Genomic DNA, 21,894 nt, shown 5'->3' with positions numbered 1-21,894 from the left:
TCTCCTGCTAGGCGGCGTGCTCGTCGAGGAAGGCGCGGGCGGCGTCCACGTCGTCGGGGGTCGTGATGGCGATGCTCGGCACGCCCTTGAGGCCGCGCTTGGCGAGGCCGACCAGCGCGCCGGCGGGTGCCAGCTCGATGATCCCGGTGACGCCCGCGTCGGCGAAGGCCGCCATGCAGAGGTCCCAGCGGACGGGGGAGGCGACCTGGCCGACGAGCAGCTCGAGGAACGCGGCACCGGAGTCGACGACCGACCCGTCGCGGTTCGTCCAGAGACGGAGCGTCGGGTCGGAGGGGGTCAGCCCGGCGGCGACGCCGGCGAGGGAGTCGCGGGCGGGCGCCATGTAGCGGGTGTGGAAGGCGCCGGCCACCTGCAGGGGGATCACGCGGGTCCCGCGGAGCGGCTCCGCCTTGAGCGCCTCGAGCGCGTCGACCGCGCCGGCGACGACGATCTGCCCGCCGCCGTTGTAGTTGGCCGGCTCGAGGCCGAGCTCGTCGAGACGGGCGATCAGGGCCTGCTCGTCGCCGCCGAGGACCGCGCTCATCGCGGTCGGCTCGGCGGCGGCCGCAGCGGCCATGGCACGGGCGCGCTCGCGGACGAACACCAGCGCGTCGGCCTCGGTGAGGACCCCGGCTCCGGCGGCCGCGGTGATCTCGCCGACGGAGTGGCCGGCGATGCCCGCGATGCGCTCGCGCCGTCCGCCCTCGAGGAGGGCGGCGAGGCTCACGAGTCCCGCGGAGACGATCAGGGGCTGGGCGACCGCGGTGTCGCGGATGGTGTCCGCGTCCGAGACGGTGCCGTGCGCGGCGAGGTCGATGCCGACCGCCTCCGAGTGCGCGGCGACCTGCTCGGCCACGGAGGGGATCTCGAGCCAGGGGGCGAGGAATCCGGGGGTCTGGGAGCCCTGACCCGGGGCGACGACGACGATCACGGTATCCAGTCTTCCGATCTGCGCTCGCACGTGCGGCGCGTGGAGCCACTGACAAAGCACAAAGAGCTTGTCGCGGGTCTACAAGTGTTCAGGGGCGGGAGGGGTTCGGCGAGCGGAGGGCCTCAGCGTCGGGACGGCTTCCGGCGGACGGCGCCGTCCGGGTCGCTCATGGAGCCGAGGATGAGGGCGGACTGGAGGATGAGCGCCTCGCGGGCGCCCGTCGCGTCCCAGCCGATCACCTCGGCGACCCGCTTGAGGCGGTAGCGCACCGTGTTCGGGTGCACGAACAGCTCGCGGGCGGTCGCCTCGAGGGAGCGGCCGTTGTCGAGGTAGGCCCACAGCGTGGTCAGCAGCTCGGTCGAGTGCTTCTGCAGGGGCCGGTAGATCTGCGTGATGAGGCTCTGGCGGGCGAGCGGGTCGCCGGCGAGGGCGCGCTCGGGAAGGAGGTCGTCGGCGTTGACCGGTCGCGGCGCGTTCCGCCAGGAGCGGGCGACCGCGAAGCCGGCGAGGGCCGCGCGGGCGCTGCGGGACGCCTCGACCAGGGTCGGCACCTCGTGGCCGAGGACGAGGTGGCCCGTCCCGAAGCCGGGCTCGAGCGCCTCCGCGATCTCGAGGAACGCGACCGGCGGGCCGGTTTCCTCCGTGGCGTTCTCGCTCGGCTCGGCGCGGCCGATGACCAGGACGAGCCGGCTGCCCTGCACGCCGATCAGCACGTCGGCGTCCATGTGCCGCGCCGTGCGGCGCAGCTGGTCGACGTCGAGCATCTTGGGGGCGGTGCCCACCAGGACGGCGACCTCGCCGTGGCCGTGCCAGCCGAGGGCGGCGATCCGGCTGGGCAGCTCGTCGTCGGCCTCGCCCGTGAGGATCGAGTCGACGACCAGCGCCTCCAGGCGCGCGTCCCAGAGGCCTCGGGCCTCGGCGGCGCGCGCGTAGACGTCGGCCGCGGCGAAGGCGATCTCGCGCGAGTAGAGGAGGATCGCCTCGCGGAGGTCCTCCCCGCCGTTCTTGATCCGGTCCTCGACGACCTCGACCGTCACCTTGATCAGCTGCAGCGTCTGCGTCAGCGAGACGGAGCGCAGCAGCTCGCGGGGAGCGGCTCCGAACACGTCCGCCGCGATCCACGGCGTGGCCGACGGGTCGTCGAACCACGAGATGAACGAGGTGATGCCGGCCTGGGCGACGAGGCCGACCGCCGAGCGCCGACCGGGGGGCATGCTGCCGTACCAGGGCAGCGTGTCCTCGAGCCGCTTGATCGTCTGCGTCGAGAGCTCACCGGCGAGGGTGCGCAGCCAGGCGAGGGTCTGCTCCTTCGTGCGGGGAGCGCCCGGCCGGGTGGCCGGACGCTCCGCCGCAGGAGCAGGACCCCGCGCACTCGACGGTGCGGGTTCCTGCGAGAGCACGGACTCGTCCGTCAGCTCTCGCCGCCCGCGTTGCCGGTGGTGCCGGCGTTGACGTCGAGGAGGCGGTACTTCTCGATCGCCTGGACGGCGAGCGAGGGGTCGACCTCGCCGCGCTTGGCGAGCAGCTGCAGCGTCCGCACGACGACCGAGGGGCCGTCGATCTGGAAGTAGCGCCGCGCCGCCGCACGGGTGTCCGAGAAGCCGAAGTCGTCCGCGCCGAGCGTCGCGAAGTCGCCCGGGATGAACTGGCGCAGCTGGTCGGGGACCTGGTGCGAGAAGTCCGAGACGGCGACGAAGGGGCCCTTCGCGTCGGCCAGCTTCTGCGTCACGTACGGCACCTGCTCGGCGTCCTCGGGGTGGAGGAAGTTGTGCTGCTCGGCCTTGATGCCGTCGCGGCGCAGCTCGTTCCACGAGGTGACCGACCAGACGTCCGCCGAGACGCCCCAGTCCTCGGCGAGGAGCTTCTGCGCCTCGATCGCCCACGGCACCGCGACGCCCGAGGCGAGGAGCTGGGCCTTCGGCCCGTCCCACTGGCCCCAGGAGATGCGGTGGATGCCGCGGACGATGCCCTCGACGTCGACGTCCTCCGGCTCCTTCGGCTGCACGATCGGCTCGTTGTAGACCGTGATGTAGTACATGACGTTCGGGTCGGTGTGCTTCCCGCCGTACATGCGCTCGAGACCGGACTGCACGATGTGCGCGATCTCGTACCCGTAGGCCGGGTCGTAGCTCACGACGGCGGGGTTGGTCGCCGCGAGGATCGGGGAGTGCCCGTCCGCGTGCTGGAGCCCCTCGCCGGTCAGCGTGGTGCGTCCTGCGGTGGCGCCGATCATGAAGCCGCGCGACATCATGTCGCCGGCCGCCCAGATCGCGTCGCCCGTGCGCTGGAACCCGAACATCGAGTAGAAGACGTAGACCGGGATGAGCGGCTCGCCCTGCGTCGAGTACGAGGTGCCGATCGCGGTGAACGCCGCGAGGGCGCCCGCCTCGTTGATGCCGACGTGGAGGATCTGGCCCTGCGGGCTCTCCTTGTAGGCCAGGAGGAGCTCGCGGTCGACCGACGTGTAGTGCTGGCCGCGCGGGTTGTAGATCTTCGCGTTCGGGAAGAACGCGTCCATGCCGAAGGTGCGCGCCTCGTCCGGGATGATCGGGACGACGCGGTTGCCGAAGTCCTTCGAGCGGAGGATGTCCTTCAGGATGCGGACGAACGCCATGGTGGTGGCGATCTCCTGCGTCCCCGAGCCCTTCTTGCCGACCGCGTAGGCCGAGTCCTCGGGGAGGTTCAGCTGCGTGTACTTCGAGCGGCGCTCGGGGAGGTAGCCGCCGAGCGCGCGGCGGCGCTCCTGCAGGTACTCGATCGCCTCGTCGTTCTGACCGGGGTGGTAGTACGGCGGGAGGTAGGGGTTCTCCTCGAGCTGCGCGTCCGTGATCGGGATGCGCATGGTGTCGCGGAACGACTTGAGGTTGTCCAGCGTCATCTTCTTCATCTGGTGGGTCGCGTTGCGGCCCTCGAAGCTGCGGCCGAGACCGTAGCCCTTGATGGTGTGGGCGAGGATGACGGTGGGCTGGCCCTTGTGCTCCGTCGCGGCCTTCATGGCCGCGTAGATCTTGCGGTAGTCGTGGCCGCCGCGGCGCAGGCCCCAGATCTGCTCGTCGGAGTAGCCCTCGACGAGCTTCTTGGCGCGCGGGTCGCGGCCGAAGAAGTTCTCGCGGACGTAGGCGCCGTCCTCCGTCTTGTAGGTCTGGAAGTCGCCGTCGGGCGTCTTGTTCATCAGGTCGAGCAGCGCGCCCTCGGTGTCGCGGGCGAGCAGGTCGTCCCACTCGCGGCCCCAGATGAGCTTGATGACGTTCCAGCCCGCGCCGCGGAAGTACGACTCGAGCTCCTGCACGATCTTGCCGTTGCCGCGGACGGGTCCGTCGAGGCGCTGGAGGTTGCAGTTGACGATGAAGTTCAGGTTGTCGAGGCCGTCGTTCGCGGCGACCTGGAGCTGACCGCGCGACTCGACCTCGTCCATCTCGCCGTCGCCGAGGAACGCCCAGACCTGCTGGTCGGAGGCGTCCTTGATGCCGCGGTTGGTGAGGTACTTGTTCGCCTGCGCCTGGTAGATCGCGTTGATCGGGCCGAGGCCCATCGAGACGGTCGGGAACTGCCAGAACTCCGGCATGAGCCGCGGGTGCGGGTAGCTGGAGAGCCCGCCGCCCCGGTGCGACTTCTCCTGGCGGAAGCCGTCGAGCTGGTGCTCGCTCAGGCGTCCCTCGAGGAAGGCGCGCGCGTACGGGCCGGGGGAGGCGTGGCCCTGGATGAAGACCTGGTCGCCGCCGCCCGGGTGGTCCTGACCGCGGAAGAAGTGGTTGAAGCCCACCTCGTACAGCGAGGCGCTCGACGCGTACGTCGAGATGTGGCCGCCGACCCCGATGCCGGGACGCTGCGCGCGGTGCACGAGGATGGCCGCGTTCCAGCGGATCCACGCGCGGTAGCGGCGCTCGACGTCCTCGTCGCCCGGGAAGCCGGGCTCGTTCTCGGGCGCGATGGTGTTGATGTAGTCCGTGGTGGGCACCATCGGCACGCCGAGGTGGAGCTCCTTGGAGCGCTTGAGGAGGCTGAGCATGACGTCGCGCCCGCGACCCCGGCCCCGCTCCTCGACGAGCGCATCGAGCGACTCGTTCCACTCCGACGTTTCCTCGGGGTCCGAGTCCACGTGACCGACGGAATACGGGTCCTGATCGTTAACAGTCACCCTCGACCTCTCTCTGGGGGCAGATCGTGCCCGAGACATCACTCTCATGAAGCGGTGCGGATCCGCGGATCCGGGGCTCGGATGACGAGCCGCGCGCGGGCACCTCCGTCAGCCTAGCGATTCCCGTGCCCCGAACCTGGAATCGCACTGTGGTGATCCACGAGGAATGAGCGCCGACGACTGTAGGAGAGCGCCAGACGGGACGCGTCGACCGGCCCGTGATCGGGGGAGACGGGATGTTCCTTGGAGTCTGCGCGGACCGGGTCTAGCATTGCCCCTCGTGCTCGCGCGACTCTCGTGCGCACGGAAGGACATCGGACCGATGGCTCTCGAGAAGCTGACCCTGGCTCCCGACTTCGAACTCGCGAACCAGTACGGCGAGCGCATCCAGCTGGGCGACTTCCACGGGCGACGCAACGTCGCCCTGGTGTTCTTCCCCCTCGCCTTCTCCGGCACCTGCACGGGCGAGTTCTGCGCGCTGCGCGAGAACCTCTCCCTCTTCGAGCACGCCGACGTGGAGCTGATCGGCATCTCGGTCGACTCCAAGCACACGCTGCGCGCCTGGGGCGAGAAGCAGGGCTACGACTTCACGCTCCTCTCCGACTTCTGGCCGCACGGCGACGTCGCCAAGCAGTACGGCGTGTTCACCGAGGCGAAGGGCTACGCGACCCGCGCGACCTTCCTCATCGACAAGGCCGGCGTCATCCGGGACACGTTCATGACCGCCCCGGGCGAGCCTCGCTCGATCGACGCCTACCGCGCCGCGATCGACGCGCTCGCCCCCGCGCACGTCTGACCCTCCGGAGGCGGACCGCCCCGGTCGTCAGCTGAGGATGTTGACGGCCCGCGAGATCACGAGAGCCAGCAGGACGAATCCGGTGAACGCCTCGGCGATCATCAGGAGCTTCATCCGGCTCGACAGCGGCATCGTGTCGGTCGGGCTGAACGCCATGGTGTTCGTCGTCGACACCGAGAGGTAGTCGACGAAGCCGGGCCGCCAATCGGCGCGCTCGGAGGAGGTCGCGGCGACCTCGGGCGCGGTGTCGCCATAGGTGTCCTGTGGGAAGGCGAAGTCGGCCGCCGGCAGCTCCGTGCGGGGGAGTGTTCCGCGGGCGACCGGACCGCCGCGGTCGAGCTCCCAGAACAGCAGCGCGTACGCGACGACGTTGGTGACCCAGACCTGGAGCGCAGTGAGCAGCAGCGGAGGGCCGTCGGCCGTCCCGTCGACGAGGTCGATCACCACGGCGACCACGTTCACCTGGTTCGCCACGGCGAGCACGACCGCCAGGGCGATGGAGACCCCGCGCGACCAGCGCGTCTCGCTGTCGAGCCGGTGCGGGTTGACGACGGACAGCGGCACGAGCAGCGCGAGCGTGATGCCGGCGGCGACGAGGCGGACCACCGAGGTGTCGGCGCTGTGGCCGGCCACGTTCAGGGCGACGGCCACGAGGATCGCGGCGGAGGCGGGCCAGCGGCTCTCGGCGCGCCGCCTCGCCCGGGAGTCGCTGTCGGCGGTCATGTGCCGAGGCTAGTGCCCGCAGGGGGCCGCTCCGCCTGCCGTAGGATCGAGTCGATCGTCCGCGGGTGCTCCCGCGACGGGGGCCTTTAGCTCAGTTGGTAGAGCGCCACGTTTACACCGTGGATGTCATCGGTTCGAGCCCGGTAGGGCCCACCACATCCGACGATCGGACACTGCGCGTCAGCGGGACTGGCGGCGCTTGTAGGGCTTCGGCTGGCCCTTGACGATCGGGGCGCGCCCGGTCCCCTTGGAGGCCTTGGCCTTGCCTCCCGACTTCGGGGCCGCCTCCGGCTCGTCGCCGAGCGCGGCGAGCTCCTCGCGGGCCGAGGCGAGGCGCTGCCGCCCGGCCGCGGTGAGGGTCGTGGCGGCGGCACCGGGCTCGAAGAGCGGCTTGCCGAGGTCGAGCTCGACGGCGGCGACGGAGGAGTCGAGCTTCTGCCGCGAGATGCCGAGGCGCTCGGCGGCGCGCACGAAGTGCAGCTCCTCGGCGACCGCCACGAAGTGGCGCAGCTGGCTGATCTTCATCCCGAACCCTTCACGGCCGCTCCCTGCGGCACGACCACGGTACGCGGTCCGGGAGGGGGCGCCGACCGCCGGGAGCGCTACCAGGAGCAGCGGCGACCCGTCGATCCGCGCCAGAGGACCCGGCGGACATTGCCGGACGGAGGCGGGAGGCCTACGGTCGCGCCCGTGGGCGGTCCCGAAGCCGGCCACGGAGAGAGGCCGACGTGGGCGCGCTCATCTACAGCTCGATCGCGTCGCTCGACGGCTACGTGAACGACGCGGACGGCGGATTCGCCTGGGCGGAGCCGCGACCCGCCGTGCACCGCTTCATCACGGAGCGCGAGGGGCGGGTGCGCACGTACCTGTACGGGCGGCGCATGTACGAGGTCATGCGCGCGTGGGAGCAGACCTGGGCCCTCGCGGAGGAGTTCGCGTTCATCCGCGACTTCCAGGAGATGTGGCGGGCGGCCGACAAGGTCGTGTACTCGACGACACTGGAGTCGGCCGAGACCCGCCGTACCCGCGTCGAGGGCGGGTTCGACCCGGTCGTCGTCGCCGCGCAGGTCAGCGCCGCCGACCACGACGTCTCGATCGGCGGGCCGACCCTCGCCCGGCACGCGCTGCTCGCCGGGATCGTCGACGAGGTGCAGGTCTACACGGTGCCGGTGGCGGTGGGCGGCGGGACCCACTTCCTCCCGTGCGGGTTCCACGCGCGCCTCGACCTGCGCGAGGAGCACCGCTTCGCCGACGGCACGGTCTTCACGCGCTACAGCGTGCGGCGCTGAGACCGGCTACTCGGCGCCGACCAGCGCGGCGATCCGCGAGGCGAGCCGGGCGCCCTGAGCACGTCCGGCGCGGGCGGAGGCGGCGCGGACGGCCGGGTCGAGCGAGTTCGGGCCGAAGGCGCGCACCGACTCCTCGTCGGCGTAGACCACCTCGACCCGCGAGTCCGCGAGGGCGTCGAGCTCGCCGGTCGGGATCAGGCCCGCGCCGGGCGTGCCGACTCCCGGCAGCGGAGTGACGATCAGGACCCAGTCGGCTCCCGCGGCGAGGTCGGCGTTGCTGCCGGAGCGCACGCCGCCGTCCATGTAGCGGACGCCGTCGATGCTGACGGGAGGCCAGACCCCGGGGACGGCGCAGCTGGCGGAGATCGCGTCGACGAGGCCGACACCGCTCTCGCGGTCGAACACGCGCAGCTCGCCGGTGGCCGTGTCGACCGCGGTGATGAGCAGACGCTGCTCGGGCCAGTCGGCGTCGCCCACGCGGGCCGAGATGACGGCCCGGCGCGTGTCCTCGGGGAGCGTCTCGGCCTCGAGCGCGAGGGTGCCGATGCGGCGCCGCGCGTCCTGGGGCGAGGTCGCGCCCTCGACGGCCGCGGCGAAGAGGGCCTGGAGGCGCTCACCGTCGACGTCCGCTCCGATCTCGGCGGACTCCTCCTGGAGCTGGGCCTCGTACGACTCGTCGAGGCCGGTGCCGGTGCTCAGCTGCGCGGCGACCGCGGAGCCCGCGGAGGTGCCGATGAAGGTCGTCGACGGATCGAGCAGGAGGCGGGCCGCCTCGGGGGAGGCGTCTGCGAGGCCGCGGAGGACGCCGAGCTCCCAGGCGATTCCGGCGAGGCCGCCGCCGGCGAGGACGAGTGCACCAGGCATGGGGGAGGTCCTTTCGATCAGGATCAGGAGGGGGCGGGCGCTTTGGAGCGCCGCAGCACCAACGCTGTCACATCGTCGTGCGCGTCGTCTGCGAGAGCATGCAGACGCTCGAAGAGAGCGGGGTCGTCGTTGCTCCGCACCAGCTCGGCGAGACGGTCGAGCGCGTCGAGGCGCCCGCCGAAGACGTCGAGCAGGCCGTCGCTGCAGGAGAAGAGCGCGTCGCCGGGGGCGAGCACGCGCTGCTCCTCCTCCCAGGAGACGTCGGCGGCGATGCCGAGCGGGACGCCGGTGGAGGCGAGCCGCTCCGTGGTGCCGTCGGCGCGCAGCAGGAGGGTGAGGCCGTGGCCGCTGTCCACGAACGCGACGGCGCCGCTCGCGAGGTCGACCCGGGCGATCAGCGCGGTCGCGAACATCCCGGTCGCGGTCAGGTCGGGCAGGAGCTGGCGGTTGACGGCCTCGACGGCTGCCGCGGGAGGGAGCTCCGGCCGCGCCTGGAACGCGGAGCGGATCGCGGAGGCGACGATCGCCGCCGAGACCCCCTTGCCCATCACGTCGACCAGCTCGAGGGAGAGGTCGTCCCCGCTGCGGCGCCACGCCGTGTAGTCGCCGGCGACGTCGTGCAGCGGCGTGGTCAGCGAGTCGAGGCTCCACTCGCCGAGGTCGAGGCGCTGGGGCCGGAGCCGCTCCTGCGTCTCGCTCGCGCGTCCGGAGAAGGCGATCTCGCGCAGCTCCCGCTCGGCCCACCGGCCGAGGTCCTCGAGGATCTCGCGCTCCTCCTCCGAGAAGCCGCGCACCTCGCTGTCGATGATGCAGATCGTGCCGACGCGGAGGCCGTCCCCGACGACGAGCGGGCGGCCCGCGTAGAAGCGCACGTGAGGGGATCCGGTGACGACTCCGCGGTCGGCGAACCGCGGATCGGCGGTGGCGTCCTCGACGACGAGGATGTCGCCCTGCTGGACCGTGACGTCGCACATCGAGTCGGCGCGCAGCATCCTGCTCGCCCGCGCCGAGCGCTGGGGCGACTTCGTGAACTGCGTCGACTCCTCGAGGATGTTGATCTCGGCGAGGGGGACGCGCAGGAGTCGGCGGGCGACGCGGGTGATCCTGTCGAAGCGCTCCTGGGGGGTGCTCAGGCCGATCCCGAGCTCGGCGATCGCGGCGAGGCGGGCGCGCTCGGTCGGCTCGCTCACGTGCGGGTCCGGGCGAGTGCCCAGAGGTTCTGCCCGTCGACACGGCGGTAGGAGAACTCGGTGACGAGGGCGTGGATGAACGGGATCCCGCGGCCTGCCTCGTCCCACTCGTCCGGCATGTCGCGGGGGTCGGCGACCTCGGCGGGCGCCTCCTCGGCGGAGTCGTTGAGCGAGGCGCGCAGCTCGGTCGCGTCGACGCGGATCTCGACCAGGCAGATGATGTGCCGGTACGACCGGGCGTGCTGGACGATGTTCGAGGTCAGCTCGACCAGCGCGGTCTCGAACGACATCCGGTCGACCGGCGCGACGCCCGGCTCCTCGAGCCACAGCTCCTCGAGCGCCTCGTGGACGGCGGTGACGCCGTCCTCGGGCGGCGTGCGCACGACGAAGGAGCGCTCAGGCACGGTAGGCCTCCTCGACGGTCTCGGCGCTCCCGAGCAGGCGGTCGAGGTTGGACAGGCCGAGCACCATGGCGGGCTGCTCGCCGGCGGCGGCCACGCGCAGCTCGCCGCCCGCCTTCCGCGCCTCCTTGAGTCCGGCGACGAGGACGCCGAGCCCGGACGAGTCGAGGAACTCGACGGCCGCCAGGTCGACGACCACGCGGACCTCTCCCGCCTCGAGCGCGCGCAGGAGGACCGCTTCGAGCTCCCACGCCGTGGACAGGTCGAGCCGGCCGACGGGGCGGATCACCACGATGTCGGGCTCGATCCGCTCGGTGCTGATCCTCGAGCTGGGCTCCATGGTGTCCTCCTGACGGGACGGCACGCGGTTCCGCAGGGCTCGGAGACGTGGTGAGGACGCGGTCGGGGGCGCGACCGAGGGATTCCGGATCCGATGCGGGGGTGAATCGGGGAGTTCGTCCGCCTCCGACCGTACAAGGGAACGGGGCGCCCCGTGGGAGGCGTGACCGCATCCGCGCTGCGACGCGCGGTGCGCGGCCCCGGGAGGAGGCCCCGCTCAGCCCCTCGCGGCGGCGAGAGCGTCGGCGGCGAGCCGCACGGAGGCGTCCCGGCCGGTCAGCCAGAGCGGCACGGAGCGGGCGCGGAGGCCCGCCGACTCGAGCGCCGGGACCGCGTCCGCGTCCTCCTCGCCGACGAGCCAGGCGTCGAGGAGGCCGCCCCCGCTCCGGGCTCCGTAGTGCCGGCCGACGGCCTCGGCGGAGGTCTCGACGCCGATCGCTCTGAGGCAGGCGTCGGCCATGCCGCGCACCACCGCGCCTCCGATGACGGGGGAGACGCCCACGACGGGTGCGGAGGTCCGGCGGAGGGCGTCCGCGATCCCGGGCACTCCGAGGATCGTGCCGATCGAGACGACGGGATTGGAGGGGGCGACGAGCACCGCGTCGGTGTCGGCGATCGCCTCCAGCACGCCCGGGGCGGGGCGGGCGCTCTCCACCCCCTGCTGGACGAAGCGGCGCGCGGGCGCTGACGCCCGAAGCCGCACCCACCACTCCTCGAAGTGGAGGAGCCGCACGCCCTCGCCGGGAAGGTCGACCTCGACGTGGGTCTCGACGTCCTGGTCCGACATCGGCAGCAGGCGGACCCCCAGCGGCCAGCGGGCGGTGATCCGGGCGGTCGCCTCCGAGAGGGTGAGGCCGTCGCGCAGCATCGAGCTGCGGGCGATGTGGGTGCCGAGGTCGAGGTCGCCCAGGGTGAACCACGGCCAGCCGACGCCGAAGGCGGTGAGCTCGGCCGAGACCCGCTCGCTCTCGCCGGCCCGCCCCCAGCCGCGCTCCGTGTCGTTCACTCCGCCGAGCGCGTAGGTGATCGAGTCGAGGTCGGGGCAGACCTTGAGGCCGGTGAGCCACATGTCGTCGCCGGTGTTGACGACGACGGTGATCTCGCTCGCCTCGCCGCCGGCGGCCTCGAGATCGCGGAGGTGCTCGCGGACCGCCGAGGTGAAGCGGGCGCCGCCGACGCCTCCGGCCAGGATCGTGATGCGCATCCGCCCACGCTAGCGGCACCGACGGATTCCTCCCCCGGCGAGCCTTAATGCTGCGGATCCGCGCCGGAAACACCGGGGAAACGTCGAACCCCGACGATGAAGCCCTGTCCCCGGAGCCGGACGGTCCGTCATTGCCTTCGGGCCCGGCGGGGACCACAGTGGGTCCACGTCCCCGGCTCCGCACCGCCTGGTGGAGCACACCGGAGCCGGACAGGGACGCCCGAGCATGGAGGTACCGATGACCATCGTCCGCGCAGCGATCACCCAGACGACCTGGACCGGCGACAAGGAGTCGATGCTCGACAAGCACGAGCGGATGGCCCGGGACGCCGCAGCCGACGGCGCGCAGATCGTCTGCTTCCAGGAGCTGTTCTACGGCCCGTACTTCGGCATCACCCAGGACAAGAAGTACTACCGCTACGCCGAGCCCGCCGACGGGCCGATCGTGCAGCGCTTCGCGGCCCTCGCGAAGGAGCTGGGCGTGGTGATGATCCTCCCGATCTACGAGGAGGAGCAGACCGGCGTCTACTACAACACCGCGGTCGTGGTCGACGCCGACGGGACGATCCTCGGCAAGTACCGCAAGCACCACATCCCGCACCTGGACCGCTTCTGGGAGAAGTTCTACTTCCGGCCCGGGAACCTCGGCTTCCCGGTCTTCGACACCGCGGTCGGCAAGGTCGGCGTCCACATCTGCTACGACCGCCACTTCCCGGAGGGCTGGCGGGAGCTGGGCCTGAACGGCGCCCACCTCGTCTTCAACCCCAACGCCACCAAGCCCGGCCTGTCGAACCGCCTCTGGGAGGTCGAAGGCCCGGCGGCCGCGGTGGCGAACGGCTATTTCGTGCTGCAGCCCAACCGCGTCGGCCGGGAGGACAACGAGTACGGCGACCTCGCGGTCGACTTCTACGGCACAAGCCAGATCATCGATCCGCGCGGGGAGTTCGTCGGCGAGCGGGGCTCGGGCGAGGCCGAGGAGATCCTGATCCGCGACCTCGAGATGGACATGGTGCAGGAGATGCGCGACGACTGGCAGTTCTACCGGGACCGCCGGCCGGAGTCGTACACCAGCATCCCGAAGCCGTGACCGCAGACCGAGACGGGGAAGACCGATGAAGACCCTCATCACCGGCGGGACGGTCGTCAACGCGACCGGCACCGGAGCCGCAGACGTCCTGATCGACGGCGAGACCATCGCCGCCGTCCTCGCCCCCGGCTCCACGCTGCTGGGCTTCGATCTGGCGGCCCACGTCGACCGGGTGATCGACGCGAGCGGCAAGTACGTGATCCCGGGCGGGATCGACGCGCACACGCACATGGAGATGCCGTTCGGCGGCACCTCCGCCTCGGACACCTTCGAGACCGGCACGCGCGCCGCGGCCTGGGGCGGCACGACGTCGATCGTCGACTTCGTGGTGCAGTACCCGGGCGAGAGCGTCGTCGACCGGTTCCAGGCGTGGCAGGAGAAGGCGGCCGGCAACTGCGCGATCGACTACGGCTTCCACCAGATCCTCTCGGACGTGCAGGACTCCTCGCTCGTCGCGATGGACGAGCTGATGCGCGAGGGGGTGACCAGCTTCAAGCTGTTCATGGCCTACAAGGGCGTGTTCCTCTCGGACGACGGGCAGATCCTCCGGGCGTTCCAGAAGGGCGCGGAGAACGGCGCGATGATGATGATGCACGCCGAGAACGGCGCCCTCATCGACGAACTGGTGAAGCAGACCCTCGCCGCCGGGAACACCGCGCCGTACTTCCACGGCACCTCTCGACCCTGGCAGGCGGAGGAGGAGGCGACGCACCGGGCGATCATGATCGCCGACCTCACCGGCGCGCCGCTGTACGTGGTCCATGTCTCCGCGAAGCAGGCGGTGGAGCAGATCGCGCAGGCCCGCGACCGCGGCATGAACGTCTTCGGCGAGACCTGCCCGCAGTACCTCTACCTCTCGCTCGAGGAGCAGCTCGGCGCGCCGGGCTTCGAGGGCGCGAAGTGGGTGTGCTCCACGCCGCTGCGCTCGAAGGCGGAGGGGCATCAGCACCACATGTGGCAGTCGCTGCGCACCAACGACATCCAGATGGTCTCGACCGATCACTGCCCCTTCTGCATGAAGGGCCAGAAGGACATGGGGATCGGCGACTTCTCGAAGATCCCCAACGGCATCGGCTCGGTGGAGCACCGGATGGACCTGATGTACCAGGGCGTGGTGTCGGGGCAGATCTCCCTGCCGCGCTGGGTCGAGCTCACCTCGACCACCCCGGCGCGGATGTTCGGGATGTACGGGAGGAAGGGCGTCATCCAGCCCGGGGCCGACGGCGACGTCGTCGTCTACGACCCGAGCGGGCACACCTCGATCGGGATCGGCGAGGGCCGAAGCCACCACATGAACATGGACTACTCGGCCTGGGAGGGCTTCGAGATCGACGGCCACGTCGACACGGTGATCTCCCGCGGCAGGGTCGTCGTCGACGACGGCTCCTACGTCGGCACGAAGGGCGACGGGGCGTACATCCCGCGCGGTCTGAGCCAGTACCTGATCTGAGCCGGCACCCGATCCGAGCCAGCACCTGATCGAGCAGAAGGAACCCCATGGACTTCGGAGTCGTCCTCCAGACCAACCCGCCCGCCTCGCGCACCGTCGCGCTCGCCGTCCTCGCGGAGACGCACGGCTTCGACTACGCGTGGACCTTCGACTCGCACCTGCTCTGGCAGGAGCCCTACGTGATCTACTCGCAGATCCTCGAGAGGACGCACCGGATCACGGTCGGCCCGATGGTCACCAACCCCGCCACGCGCGACTGGACGGTCATCGCCTCGCTGCACGCGACGCTCAACGAGATGTACGGGAACCGCACGGTGTGCGGGATCGGACGCGGCGACTCGGCGGTGAGGGTGACCGGAGGAGCTCCGACGACGCTCAAGACGCTGCGGGAGTCGATCCACGTCATCCGCGAGCTCGCCAACAGCCGTCCGGTCGAGTACAACGGCCAGACGCTGCAGTTCCCGTGGAGCCGGGGCTCGTCCCTGGAGATGTGGGTGGCCGCCTACGGCCCGCTCGCCCTGAAGCTCGCGGGCGAGGTCGGCGACGGCTTCATCCTGCAGCTGGCCGACGTGGACATCGCGCGCTGGATGATCGGCGCCGTCAAGGAGGCGGCGGCGAACGCCGGCCGGGATCCCGAGTCGCTGCAGTTCTGCGTCGCGGCGCCGATGTACATCGGCACCGACCGGGAGCACATGCGCGACCAGTGCCGCTGGTTCGGCGGGATGGTCGGCAACCACGTGGCCGACATCGTGGGCCGCTACGGCGCCTCCGGAGCGGTGCCGCAGGCGCTGACGGACTACATCGCCGGGCGCGAGGGCTACGACTACAACGAGCACGGCCGCGCGGGCAACAGCCACACCGCCTTCGTGCCGGACGAGATCGTGGAGCGCTTCTGCGTGCTGGGCACGGCGGACGAGCACGTCGAGAAGCTCCGGGCGCTCGCCGACATCGGCGTGACGCAGTTCGCGGGCTACCTCCAGCACGACAACAAGGAGGAGACGCTGCGCGTGTACGGCGAGCGGATCATCCCGGAGCTGCGCGAGCACATCGTGGCCCGCGCATGAGACCGGCCCTCGCGCGCGGGCTCGTGCTCGGCGCCGCCGGGCTGCTCCTGCTCGCGCTGGTGTGGGAGGGCTGGAAGGCGCTCGGGCCCGAGGCCGGGGTGGTCGTCGGAGGAGTCACGGTGCTCCCGCGCACGAGCGCCATCGCGATGCCCCACCTCTGGGAGATCGCGGCCCGGCTCGGCGAGCCGGTCACCGGAGCGCGGAACGCCCCGGCGCTCTGGTCGGCCGTCGTGGGGGCGAGCGCCTTCTCGCTCGGGATCGCCGCGGTCGGCTGGGTCGTCGGCACGGTCGTGGGGCTGCTCCTGGCTCTCCTGATGCAGCGGTTCCGCACGGCGGAGTCGGCGGTGCTGCCCTGGATCGTGCTGAGCCAGACGGTGCCCCTGATCGCGATCGCCCCACTGGTGCGGCGCTGGGGGTCGCAGCTCGAGCTCGGACCGGTGACCTGGGAGAACTGGATGTCGGTGGCCCTGATCGCCTCCTACCTCGCGTTCTTCCCCGTCTCGATCGGGGCGCTCCGCGGGCTCGGCTCGCCGACGGCCCACCAGGTCGAGCTGATGCACGTCTACGGCGTCGGCTGGTGGAAGACGCTGGTGCGCCTGAGGCTGCCGGCGAGCGTGCCCTACCTGCTGCCGGCCCTCCGGCTCGGAGCGGTCAGCGCCGTCGTCGGCACGATCGTCGCCGAGGTCTCGATCGGCCTGCGCGGCGGGATCGGCCGCATGATCATCGAGTTCGCCTCCGCTGCCGGAGGCGACCCCGCCAAGCCCTGGGCGCCGATCCTCGGGGCGGTGCTGGTGGGCCTCGCGGCCGCCGGCTCCGTCGCTCTGCTCGGCACCCTCCTCCGTCCGTACCGCCGAGGGGAGCAGCCCGCATGAGTCCTGCAGGATCCGCGGTCGTCGTCGACTCCGTCACGAGGACCTTCACCACCGCCCGCGCCGCGAGCGTCACGGCGCTCCAGGACGTCTCGCTCGAGGTGGCCGCGGGAGAGTTCGTCTCGCTGATCGGCCCGTCCGGCTGCGGCAAGTCGACGCTGCTGCGGCTGATCGCCGACCTCGACGAGCCGGACTCCGGCTCGATCGCCGTGTTCGGCAAGACGGCCCGGCAGGCGAGGCTCGACCAGGACTACGGGATCGCGTTCCAGCAGGCGGGCCTCCTGCCGTGGCGCACGATCCGGGCGAACATCGCCCTGCCGCTGGAGCTGCACGGCGTCGCCGCGACCGCCCGGCGCTCGCGCGTCGACGAGCTGCTGGCGCTGGTCGGGCTCGGCGACTTCGCCGACTCCTACCCGGACCAGCTCTCCGGCGGGATGCAGCAGCGCGTCGCCATCGCGCGGGCGCTCGCCGAGAGCCCGCGCCTGCTCCTCATGGACGAGCCGTTCGGGGCGCTCGACGAGATGACCCGCGAGCGGATGCAGACGGAGCTGCTGCGGATCCGGCGCGAGACCGGCGCCGCCGTCGTCTTCGTCACCCACTCGATCCCGGAGGCGGTGTTCCTCTCGGACCGCGTCGTGGTGATGTCGCCGCGGCCGGGCAGGATCCGCGACGTCCTCCCGGTCGGACTCCCCGGAGCATCCGAGCGCGACGCGGCGGTCAGGGAGGACACGGCGTTCTTCCGCGACGTGAGCGCCGTGCGCGAGCTGCTGCACGGGGATCCCGCCGCCGTGCCGCGCGGAGTGGAGAACCGGTGAGCACGACGGCGCTGGCGCGCAGCGTGCTCGCGCCGCTCGTGCTCGGGATCGCCGCGGTCCTGCTCTGGCAGGCCGGGGTCACCGCTCTGGCGATCCAGCCGTTCGTGCTCCCGTCGCCGCTGGCGATCGGACGGGAGTTCGCCGCGAACCTCGGCTCCGTCGCCGAGGGCAGCGCGGTGACCGGCCGCAACGCGCTGGTCGGCCTGCTGGTCGGCGCGGTGCTGGCGGTCGTGGTCGCCGGGCTCTCGGCGCTCGCGCGGGTCTTCGACGGACTGGTCGCGCCGATCGTGGCCGCGGCCGCCGTCGTGCCGATCGTCGCCCTCGCTCCGGTGCTCTACACGATGTTCGGAGCGAACGCCGAGACCGCGAGGCAGCTCGTCGCGGCGCTCGCCGTGTTCGTGCCGGTGTACGTGACGACGCTGCGCGGGCTGCGGCAGGCCGCTCCGGTGCACCGCGACCTGCTGAAGGCCTACGCGGCGACCCCCTGGCAGACCGCCCGCACGATCACGCTGCCGGGAGCAGTGCCCTACGTCTTCACGGGGCTCCGCATCGCCTCCTCGCTCGCGGTGATCTCGGCGCTGGTCGCCGAGTACTTCGGCGGACCCGTGGGCGGGCTCGGCAAGTCGATCACGACGGCGGCCTCGGGCAGCGACTACGCGCTCGCCTACGCCTACGTCCTGGGCGCTGTGCTCGTCGGCCTCGCGTTCTACTGCGTGACGGCCGCGCTCGAGGCGTTCGCGCTGCGCCGCAGCCGGCTGCGCTGAGCGCGGCGCCGCGCGTCCCCGCACCCTCCTCGATCCTCCCGATTCCCGATTTCCGACTCCACCCGACGCACCATCCGCACCGCCCGCATCATCAGCGCCACCTGCACCACAGCACCACCTGCACCGCCGCACCACGGGGCGCGCCGCACCGGCGACCCCGCAGACCGCACCAGGAGGACCCGTGACCAGACGCACCCGCATCACCCTGACGACGACCGCCGCCTTCGCGGCCGTGGGCCTCGCGCTCACCGGCTGCAGCGCCTCCGGCGGCTCCGACCCGGGGTCCGACTCCGGCTCCGGCGGCCTCACGCCGGTCACCCTGCAGCTGCAGTGGGTGGCCCAGGCGCAGTTCGCCGGGTACTACGCCGCGCTCGACCAGGGCTACTACGAGGACGAGGGCCTCGACGTGACGATCGCCGAGGGAGGCGGCGACATCGTCCCTCAGGACGTGCTCGCCTCGGGCGACGCGGACTACGCGATCTCCTGGGTGCCCAAGGTCCTCGGCTCGATCGAGCAGGGGGCCGGGATCACCGACGTCGCGCAGATCTTCGAGCGCAGCGCCACCACGCAGATCTCCTTCAAGGACAAGGGGATCACCTCGCCGGCCGACCTGGCCGGGAAGAGCGTGGGCAGCTGGGGCTACGGCAACGAGTGGGAGCTGTTCGCCGGCATGCAGAAGGACGGCGTCTCCCTCGACGACATCTCGCTGGTGCAGCAGCAGTTCGACATGAACGGCTTCCTCGCGGGCGACATCGACGCGGCCCAGGCGATGACCTACAACGAGTACGCCCAGGTCCTCGAGACCGTGAACCCCGCCACAGGCGAGCTGTACCGGCCGGACGACCTGAACGTCATCAGCTGGAACGACATCGGGACCGCGATGCTCCAGGACGCGATCTGGGCGGACGCGGGCAGGCTCGCCGACGACGACGCGTACGCCGCGCAGACGGTCGCCTTCATCAAGGCCTCGATCAAGGGCTGGATCTTCGCGAAGGACGACCCGCAGGCGGCGGCCGACATCGTCACCGCGGCCGGATCCACGCTCGGCACCAGCCACCAGCTCTGGATGACCAACGAGGTCAACAAGCTGATCTGGCCCTCGACGAGCGGCGTCGGGATGATCGACGAGGCCGCGTGGCAGCAGACGGTCGACATCGCGAAGGAGACGGAGAACGAGACGGGGGCGACGATCATCAGCGCGGACCCGCCCGCCACCGCCTACTCGAACGAGTACGTCGAGAAGGCGCTCGCGGAGCTCGCCGACGAGGGAGTGGACACGAGCGGTGCCGACTACGCGCCGATCGACGTGACGCTGGAGGCCGGCGGCGCCTGAGCCCGGACTCCGCCCCTCCCGGCTCCTCCCGGCCCCTCCCGCCCCGGAGGGGGCCGGGAGGGGTAGGCTCGACCCTCGTGACTACTTTCAAGAAGACGCCGTTCACCGTGAACGTGCGCGACCTCGTGAGGCGGCCGGGCGAGATGCGCGAGCACCGCCTCGAGCTCGAGGCGCCGGAGCAGTTCGGCGAGGGGATCGTCGCGGTCCGCAAGGGATCGGCCGTCGATCTCGACGTCCGGCTCGAGTCCGTGCACGAGGGGATCCTGGCCAGTGTCGAGGTGTCGGCGAGGGCCGACGGCGAGTGCAGCCGGTGCCTGACCGACATCTCCCTGCCTGTCGATGTCGAGTTCCAGGAACTTTTCGCGTACTCTTCTGACGAAGCTTTCGACTATGAGGTTCACGACGACCACGTGGATCTTGAACCTCTGGTCAGGGATGCGGTGGTTCTGTCGCTGCCGTTCCAGCCGGTCTGCCGGCCGGACTGTCCGGGCCTCGACCCCGTCACGGGGGAGCGGCTGGCCGATTCCTCCACGCCCGAACCCGAGGCGCCGCGCGACTCCCGGTGGGCCGCGCTCGCAGGGTTGAGCGAGGGGGACGGCGGGGCCGCAGCGCCCGGAGCTTCCACCGACAGAGCTTCCGCAGACAGCGGTGAGGGCGCGACCGCCCGCACCGAATCCGACTAGAGGTAGAGAAGAGAGAATCATGGCTGTTCCCAAGAGGAAGAAGTCCCGCGCGAACACCCACGCCCGTCGTTCGCAGTGGAAGGCCGAGGTCCCCACCCTCGTCAAGACCATCGAGAACGGCAAGGTCGTCTACAGCCTTCCCCACCGCGCCAAGGTCGTCGAGGACTCCGCGGGCACCGCGCTGTTCCTCGAGTACAAGGGCCGCAAGGTCGCCGACGTCTGATCCCGCTCCTGGTCCGCACGGCGCGGGGCGCACCGCCCCTCGACGAACGGACCGCGGTCCATGGTGAACCAGACCTCCGCACGACCCTCCAGCGACGACCGGTCGCGTCTGGAGGCCACGCTCGGCGTGAGCCTCGACGGTGAGCTCTTCGAGCTCGCCCTGACGCACCGGTCGTTCGCTTTCGAGCACGGCGGCATCCCGCACAACGAGCGCCTCGAGTTCCTCGGCGACTCGATCCTCGGGCAGGCCGTGACCGTCATGCTCTACACCGAGTACCCCGCCCTCAGCGAGGGCGACCTGGCCAAGCGCCGGGCGAGCCTCGTCTCGACCGTCGCGCTCGCCGAGATCGCCCGCGGCATCGGCCTGGGCGAGTTCCTCCGCCTCGGACGCGGCGAGGAGCTGACCGGCGGCCGCGACAAGGCGTCGATCCTCGCCGACACCGTCGAGGCCATCATCGGCGCCGTCTACCTGGGCACCGGGCCCGACGCGGCCCGCGACCTGGTGCTGCGCCTGATCGCCCCTCTGCGGGCCGATCCGCTCCGCTTCGGCGTCTCGATGGACCCGAAGACGAGCCTCCAGGAGGCGGCCGCCGAGCGCGGTGCGCCGGCCCCGCGCTACGAGATCGCCGCCACCGGCCCCGACCACAACAAGGTGTTCGTCGCCACCGTGATCGTCGGCGGACTCGTCACGGCCCGCGGCGAGGGGACGAGCAAGAAGGCGGCCGAGATGGCCGCCGCGCTCGACGCGTGGACGCGTCTGGCGGCCCCCGGCGCACCCGCCGCTCCCGCGGTCTCGGACTGACCGTGCCCGAGCTGCCCGAGGTCGAGGTGGTGCGGGCGGGCCTCGCTCCCGCGGTCACCGGCTCCCTGGTGACCGGCGTCGAGATCGTCGACGAGCGCTCGCTGAAGCGGCACGTGCATCCGCACGGGACCTTCGAGCGCCTGCTCGTCGGGCGCCGGCTCGAAGCGGCGGTGCGGCGCGGGAAGTTCCTCTGGCTGCCCGCGGGCCGCGACGAAGCGCTGCTGGTGCACCTCGGCATGAGCGGTCAGGTGCTGCTGCGCACGGCGGATGCGGCGCTGCCGCGGCTGGCGCGCATCCGGATCGGGATCGAGCACCCCGAGCACGGCGAGCTCGCCCTGCACTTCGTCGACCAGCGGATCTTCGGCTCGATGGCGGTCGACGCTCTGGTGCCGACCCCGGACGGAGCGCCGGGCGGCTACGCGGGCGAGGAGGCCCGCGGAGGCGGCTGGCTGCGCGCCGTGCCCTCGCAGGTCGCGCACATCGCCCGCGATCCGCTCGACCCCTCCTTCGACCTGGGCTCGGTCGTCGCGTCGCTGGCGAGGAGGAGCAGCGGGATCAAGCGGGCGCTGCTCGACCAGACGCTCGTGAGCGGCATCGGGAACATCTACGCGGACGAGTCGCTGTGGGCGGCGGAGCTGCACCCGGAGCGGCCGAGCTCGTCGCTCGGCGAGGCGCGCATCCGCCGCCTCTTCGCCGAGGTGCGCTCGGTGCTCGAACGGGCGCTGGCCGAGGGCGGCACCAGCTTCGATGCGCAGTACGTGAACGTGAACGGTGCCTCCGGCTACTTCTCGCACAGCCTGCACGCCTACGGGCAGACGGGGAAGCCGTGCGCCCGGTGCGGCGCGGCGATCGTGCGGGTGCCGTTCATGAACCGCTCCTCGCACCTCTGCCCGCACTGCCAGCAACTGCCGCGCTGACGCGCCGGGAGGC

General features: G+C 71.7%; 23 protein-coding genes and 1 tRNA gene. 14 read left to right on the top strand and 10 right to left on the bottom strand.

The window, feature by feature from the left end:
• Positions 1 to 7: 7 nt before the first annotated feature.
• The 3 genes from C5C10_RS07780 to aceE form a co-directional block, all read right to left on the bottom strand.
• Positions 8 to 931 (bottom strand): ACP S-malonyltransferase, encoded by a 924-nt coding sequence (locus C5C10_RS07780; RefSeq protein ID WP_104226672.1) that lies wholly within the window; start codon positions 929 to 931, stop codon positions 8 to 10.
• A 122-nt stretch (positions 932 to 1,053) separates the two neighbouring features.
• Positions 1,054 to 2,220, bottom strand: coding sequence for a CdaR family transcriptional regulator (locus tag C5C10_RS07775; RefSeq protein WP_181027189.1), 1,167 nt, complete (start codon positions 2,218 to 2,220; stop codon positions 1,054 to 1,056).
• Positions 2,221 to 2,342: 122 nt separating this feature from the next.
• Positions 2,343 to 5,069, bottom strand: coding sequence for a pyruvate dehydrogenase (acetyl-transferring), homodimeric type (gene aceE, locus C5C10_RS07770; RefSeq protein ID WP_104328954.1), 2,727 nt, complete (start codon positions 5,067 to 5,069; stop codon positions 2,343 to 2,345).
• Between the two features lie 322 nt (positions 5,070 to 5,391).
• On the opposite strand from aceE, the gene C5C10_RS07765 reads away from it, so the two are divergent.
• Positions 5,392 to 5,865: a peroxiredoxin gene (locus tag C5C10_RS07765; RefSeq protein ID WP_104238203.1), complete on the top strand. Its 474-nt coding sequence runs from the start codon at positions 5,392 to 5,394 to the stop codon at positions 5,863 to 5,865.
• A gap of 27 nt (positions 5,866 to 5,892) precedes the next feature.
• Here C5C10_RS07765 and C5C10_RS07760 read toward each other — a convergent pair whose 3' ends face one another.
• Positions 5,893 to 6,588 (bottom strand): hypothetical protein, encoded by a 696-nt coding sequence (locus C5C10_RS07760; protein ID WP_104328953.1) that lies wholly within the window; start codon positions 6,586 to 6,588, stop codon positions 5,893 to 5,895.
• An 80-nt stretch (positions 6,589 to 6,668) separates the two neighbouring features.
• On the opposite strand from C5C10_RS07760, the gene C5C10_RS07755 reads away from it, so the two are divergent.
• Positions 6,669 to 6,744: transfer RNA gene (locus tag C5C10_RS07755), tRNA-Val, on the top strand.
• Between the two features lie 24 nt (positions 6,745 to 6,768).
• On the opposite strand, the gene C5C10_RS07750 is transcribed toward C5C10_RS07755, so the two are convergent.
• The gene (locus C5C10_RS07750; RefSeq protein ID WP_104223469.1) at positions 6,769 to 7,113 is read right to left on the bottom strand and encodes a LysR family transcriptional regulator; all 345 of its coding nucleotides are present in this window, start codon (positions 7,111 to 7,113) and stop codon (positions 6,769 to 6,771) included.
• Between the two features lie 203 nt (positions 7,114 to 7,316).
• Here C5C10_RS07750 and C5C10_RS07745 point away from each other — a divergent pair, with 203 nt between their 5' ends.
• Complete coding sequence (locus tag C5C10_RS07745; protein WP_104226668.1) at positions 7,317 to 7,877, top strand: dihydrofolate reductase family protein; 561 nt, start codon at positions 7,317 to 7,319, stop codon at positions 7,875 to 7,877.
• Positions 7,878 to 7,883: 6 nt separating this feature from the next.
• Here the strand turns inward: C5C10_RS07745 and C5C10_RS07740 are convergent, their stop codons facing one another.
• The 5 genes from C5C10_RS07740 to cofD form a co-directional block, all read right to left on the bottom strand.
• Positions 7,884 to 8,741 (bottom strand): patatin-like phospholipase family protein, encoded by an 858-nt coding sequence (locus C5C10_RS07740; protein ID WP_104309538.1) that lies wholly within the window; start codon positions 8,739 to 8,741, stop codon positions 7,884 to 7,886.
• Between the two features lie 23 nt (positions 8,742 to 8,764).
• A complete protein-coding gene (locus C5C10_RS07735; protein ID WP_181073415.1) occupies positions 8,765 to 9,931 on the bottom strand; it encodes a PP2C family protein-serine/threonine phosphatase in 1,167 nt (388 codons plus the stop codon).
• On the bottom strand, positions 9,928 to 10,335 hold the full coding sequence (locus tag C5C10_RS07730; RefSeq protein ID WP_104223473.1) for an ATP-binding protein: 408 nt from the start codon (positions 10,333 to 10,335) through the stop codon (positions 9,928 to 9,930). Before C5C10_RS07730 ends, C5C10_RS07735 begins: the two co-directional genes overlap by 4 nt.
• Positions 10,328 to 10,672, bottom strand: a complete 345-nt coding sequence (locus tag C5C10_RS07725) for an STAS domain-containing protein (protein ID WP_104328951.1) — start codon at positions 10,670 to 10,672, stop codon at positions 10,328 to 10,330. The genes C5C10_RS07730 and C5C10_RS07725 overlap by 8 nt, the downstream gene beginning before the upstream one ends.
• 216 nt (positions 10,673 to 10,888) lie before the next feature.
• On the bottom strand, positions 10,889 to 11,875 hold the full coding sequence (cofD, locus tag C5C10_RS07720; RefSeq protein WP_104328950.1) for a 2-phospho-L-lactate transferase: 987 nt from the start codon (positions 11,873 to 11,875) through the stop codon (positions 10,889 to 10,891).
• Positions 11,876 to 12,113: 238 nt separating this feature from the next.
• On the opposite strand from cofD, the gene C5C10_RS07715 reads away from it, so the two are divergent.
• The 11 genes from C5C10_RS07715 to mutM all read left to right on the top strand — a co-directional run bounded on the left by C5C10_RS07715 (position 12,114) and on the right by mutM (position 21,881).
• Entirely contained in the window at positions 12,114 to 12,962 is an 849-nt protein-coding gene (locus C5C10_RS07715; protein ID WP_104223476.1) for a nitrilase-related carbon-nitrogen hydrolase, read from the top strand.
• A 25-nt stretch (positions 12,963 to 12,987) separates the two neighbouring features.
• Positions 12,988 to 14,412: a dihydropyrimidinase gene (hydA, locus tag C5C10_RS07710; protein ID WP_104234202.1), complete on the top strand. Its 1,425-nt coding sequence runs from the start codon at positions 12,988 to 12,990 to the stop codon at positions 14,410 to 14,412.
• Between the two features lie 47 nt (positions 14,413 to 14,459).
• Positions 14,460 to 15,476 carry a TIGR03842 family LLM class F420-dependent oxidoreductase gene (locus C5C10_RS07705; protein ID WP_104226663.1) on the top strand — a complete coding sequence of 339 codons (1,017 nt, stop codon included), beginning with the start codon at positions 14,460 to 14,462 and terminating at the stop codon, positions 15,474 to 15,476.
• The gene (locus C5C10_RS07700) at positions 15,473 to 16,348 is read left to right on the top strand and encodes an ABC transporter permease (RefSeq protein ID WP_104226662.1); all 876 of its coding nucleotides are present in this window, start codon (positions 15,473 to 15,475) and stop codon (positions 16,346 to 16,348) included. Before C5C10_RS07705 ends, C5C10_RS07700 begins: the two co-directional genes overlap by 4 nt.
• Entirely contained in the window at positions 16,345 to 17,160 is an 816-nt protein-coding gene (locus C5C10_RS07695) for an ABC transporter ATP-binding protein (protein WP_104226661.1), read from the top strand. The genes C5C10_RS07700 and C5C10_RS07695 overlap by 4 nt, the downstream gene beginning before the upstream one ends.
• A complete protein-coding gene (locus C5C10_RS07690) occupies positions 17,157 to 17,924 on the top strand; it encodes an ABC transporter permease (protein WP_104234206.1) in 768 nt (255 codons plus the stop codon). The genes C5C10_RS07695 and C5C10_RS07690 overlap by 4 nt, the downstream gene beginning before the upstream one ends.
• 181 nt (positions 17,925 to 18,105) lie before the next feature.
• A complete protein-coding gene (locus C5C10_RS07685) occupies positions 18,106 to 19,257 on the top strand; it encodes an ABC transporter substrate-binding protein (RefSeq protein WP_258060478.1) in 1,152 nt (383 codons plus the stop codon).
• A gap of 143 nt (positions 19,258 to 19,400) precedes the next feature.
• Entirely contained in the window at positions 19,401 to 19,940 is a 540-nt protein-coding gene (locus C5C10_RS07680; protein WP_104226701.1) for a DUF177 domain-containing protein, read from the top strand.
• A 19-nt stretch (positions 19,941 to 19,959) separates the two neighbouring features.
• A complete protein-coding gene (gene rpmF / locus C5C10_RS07675; RefSeq protein ID WP_104223482.1) occupies positions 19,960 to 20,163 on the top strand; it encodes a 50S ribosomal protein L32 in 204 nt (67 codons plus the stop codon).
• Positions 20,164 to 20,223: 60 nt separating this feature from the next.
• Positions 20,224 to 20,964: a ribonuclease III gene (gene rnc / locus C5C10_RS07670; RefSeq protein WP_104250952.1), complete on the top strand. Its 741-nt coding sequence runs from the start codon at positions 20,224 to 20,226 to the stop codon at positions 20,962 to 20,964.
• 2 nt (positions 20,965 to 20,966) lie between these two features.
• Entirely contained in the window at positions 20,967 to 21,881 is a 915-nt protein-coding gene (gene mutM / locus C5C10_RS07665; RefSeq protein WP_104255744.1) for a bifunctional DNA-formamidopyrimidine glycosylase/DNA-(apurinic or apyrimidinic site) lyase, read from the top strand.
• Positions 21,882 to 21,894 lie beyond the last annotated feature (13 nt).

The sequence above is a fragment of the Rathayibacter sp. AY1A3 genome, from assembly GCF_002930975.1.
Taxonomy (GTDB): Bacteria; Actinomycetota; Actinomycetes; order Actinomycetales; family Microbacteriaceae; genus Rathayibacter.
This window is presented reverse-complemented; position numbering and strand designations above follow the sequence as displayed.

Bases quoted from the DNA above. Each gene is read 5' to 3' on its own strand.
- rnc (WP_104250952.1), top strand. From the start codon at position 20,224: ATGGTGAACCAGACCTCCGCACGACCCTCCAGCGACGACCGGTCGCGT.
- C5C10_RS07695 (WP_104226661.1), top strand. From the start codon at position 16,345: ATGAGTCCTGCAGGATCCGCGGTCGTCGTCGACTCCGTCACGAGGACC.
- C5C10_RS07715 (WP_104223476.1), top strand. From the start codon at position 12,114: ATGACCATCGTCCGCGCAGCGATCACCCAGACGACCTGGACCGGCGAC.
- C5C10_RS07750 (WP_104223469.1), bottom strand. From the start codon at position 7,113: ATGAAGATCAGCCAGCTGCGCCACTTCGTGGCGGTCGCCGAGGAGCTG.
- cofD (WP_104328950.1), bottom strand. From the start codon at position 11,875: ATGCGCATCACGATCCTGGCCGGAGGCGTCGGCGGCGCCCGCTTCACC.
- C5C10_RS07765 (WP_104238203.1), top strand. From the start codon at position 5,392: ATGGCTCTCGAGAAGCTGACCCTGGCTCCCGACTTCGAACTCGCGAAC.
- hydA (WP_104234202.1), top strand. From the start codon at position 12,988: ATGAAGACCCTCATCACCGGCGGGACGGTCGTCAACGCGACCGGCACC.
- C5C10_RS07760 (WP_104328953.1), bottom strand. From the start codon at position 6,588: ATGACCGCCGACAGCGACTCCCGGGCGAGGCGGCGCGCCGAGAGCCGC.
- C5C10_RS07700 (WP_104226662.1), top strand. From the start codon at position 15,473: ATGAGACCGGCCCTCGCGCGCGGGCTCGTGCTCGGCGCCGCCGGGCTG.
- C5C10_RS07725 (WP_104328951.1), bottom strand. From the start codon at position 10,672: ATGGAGCCCAGCTCGAGGATCAGCACCGAGCGGATCGAGCCCGACATC.
- C5C10_RS07740 (WP_104309538.1), bottom strand. From the start codon at position 8,741: ATGCCTGGTGCACTCGTCCTCGCCGGCGGCGGCCTCGCCGGAATCGCC.
- C5C10_RS07705 (WP_104226663.1), top strand. From the start codon at position 14,460: ATGGACTTCGGAGTCGTCCTCCAGACCAACCCGCCCGCCTCGCGCACC.
- C5C10_RS07680 (WP_104226701.1), top strand. From the start codon at position 19,401: ATGCGCGAGCACCGCCTCGAGCTCGAGGCGCCGGAGCAGTTCGGCGAG.
- rpmF (WP_104223482.1), top strand. From the start codon at position 19,960: ATGGCTGTTCCCAAGAGGAAGAAGTCCCGCGCGAACACCCACGCCCGT.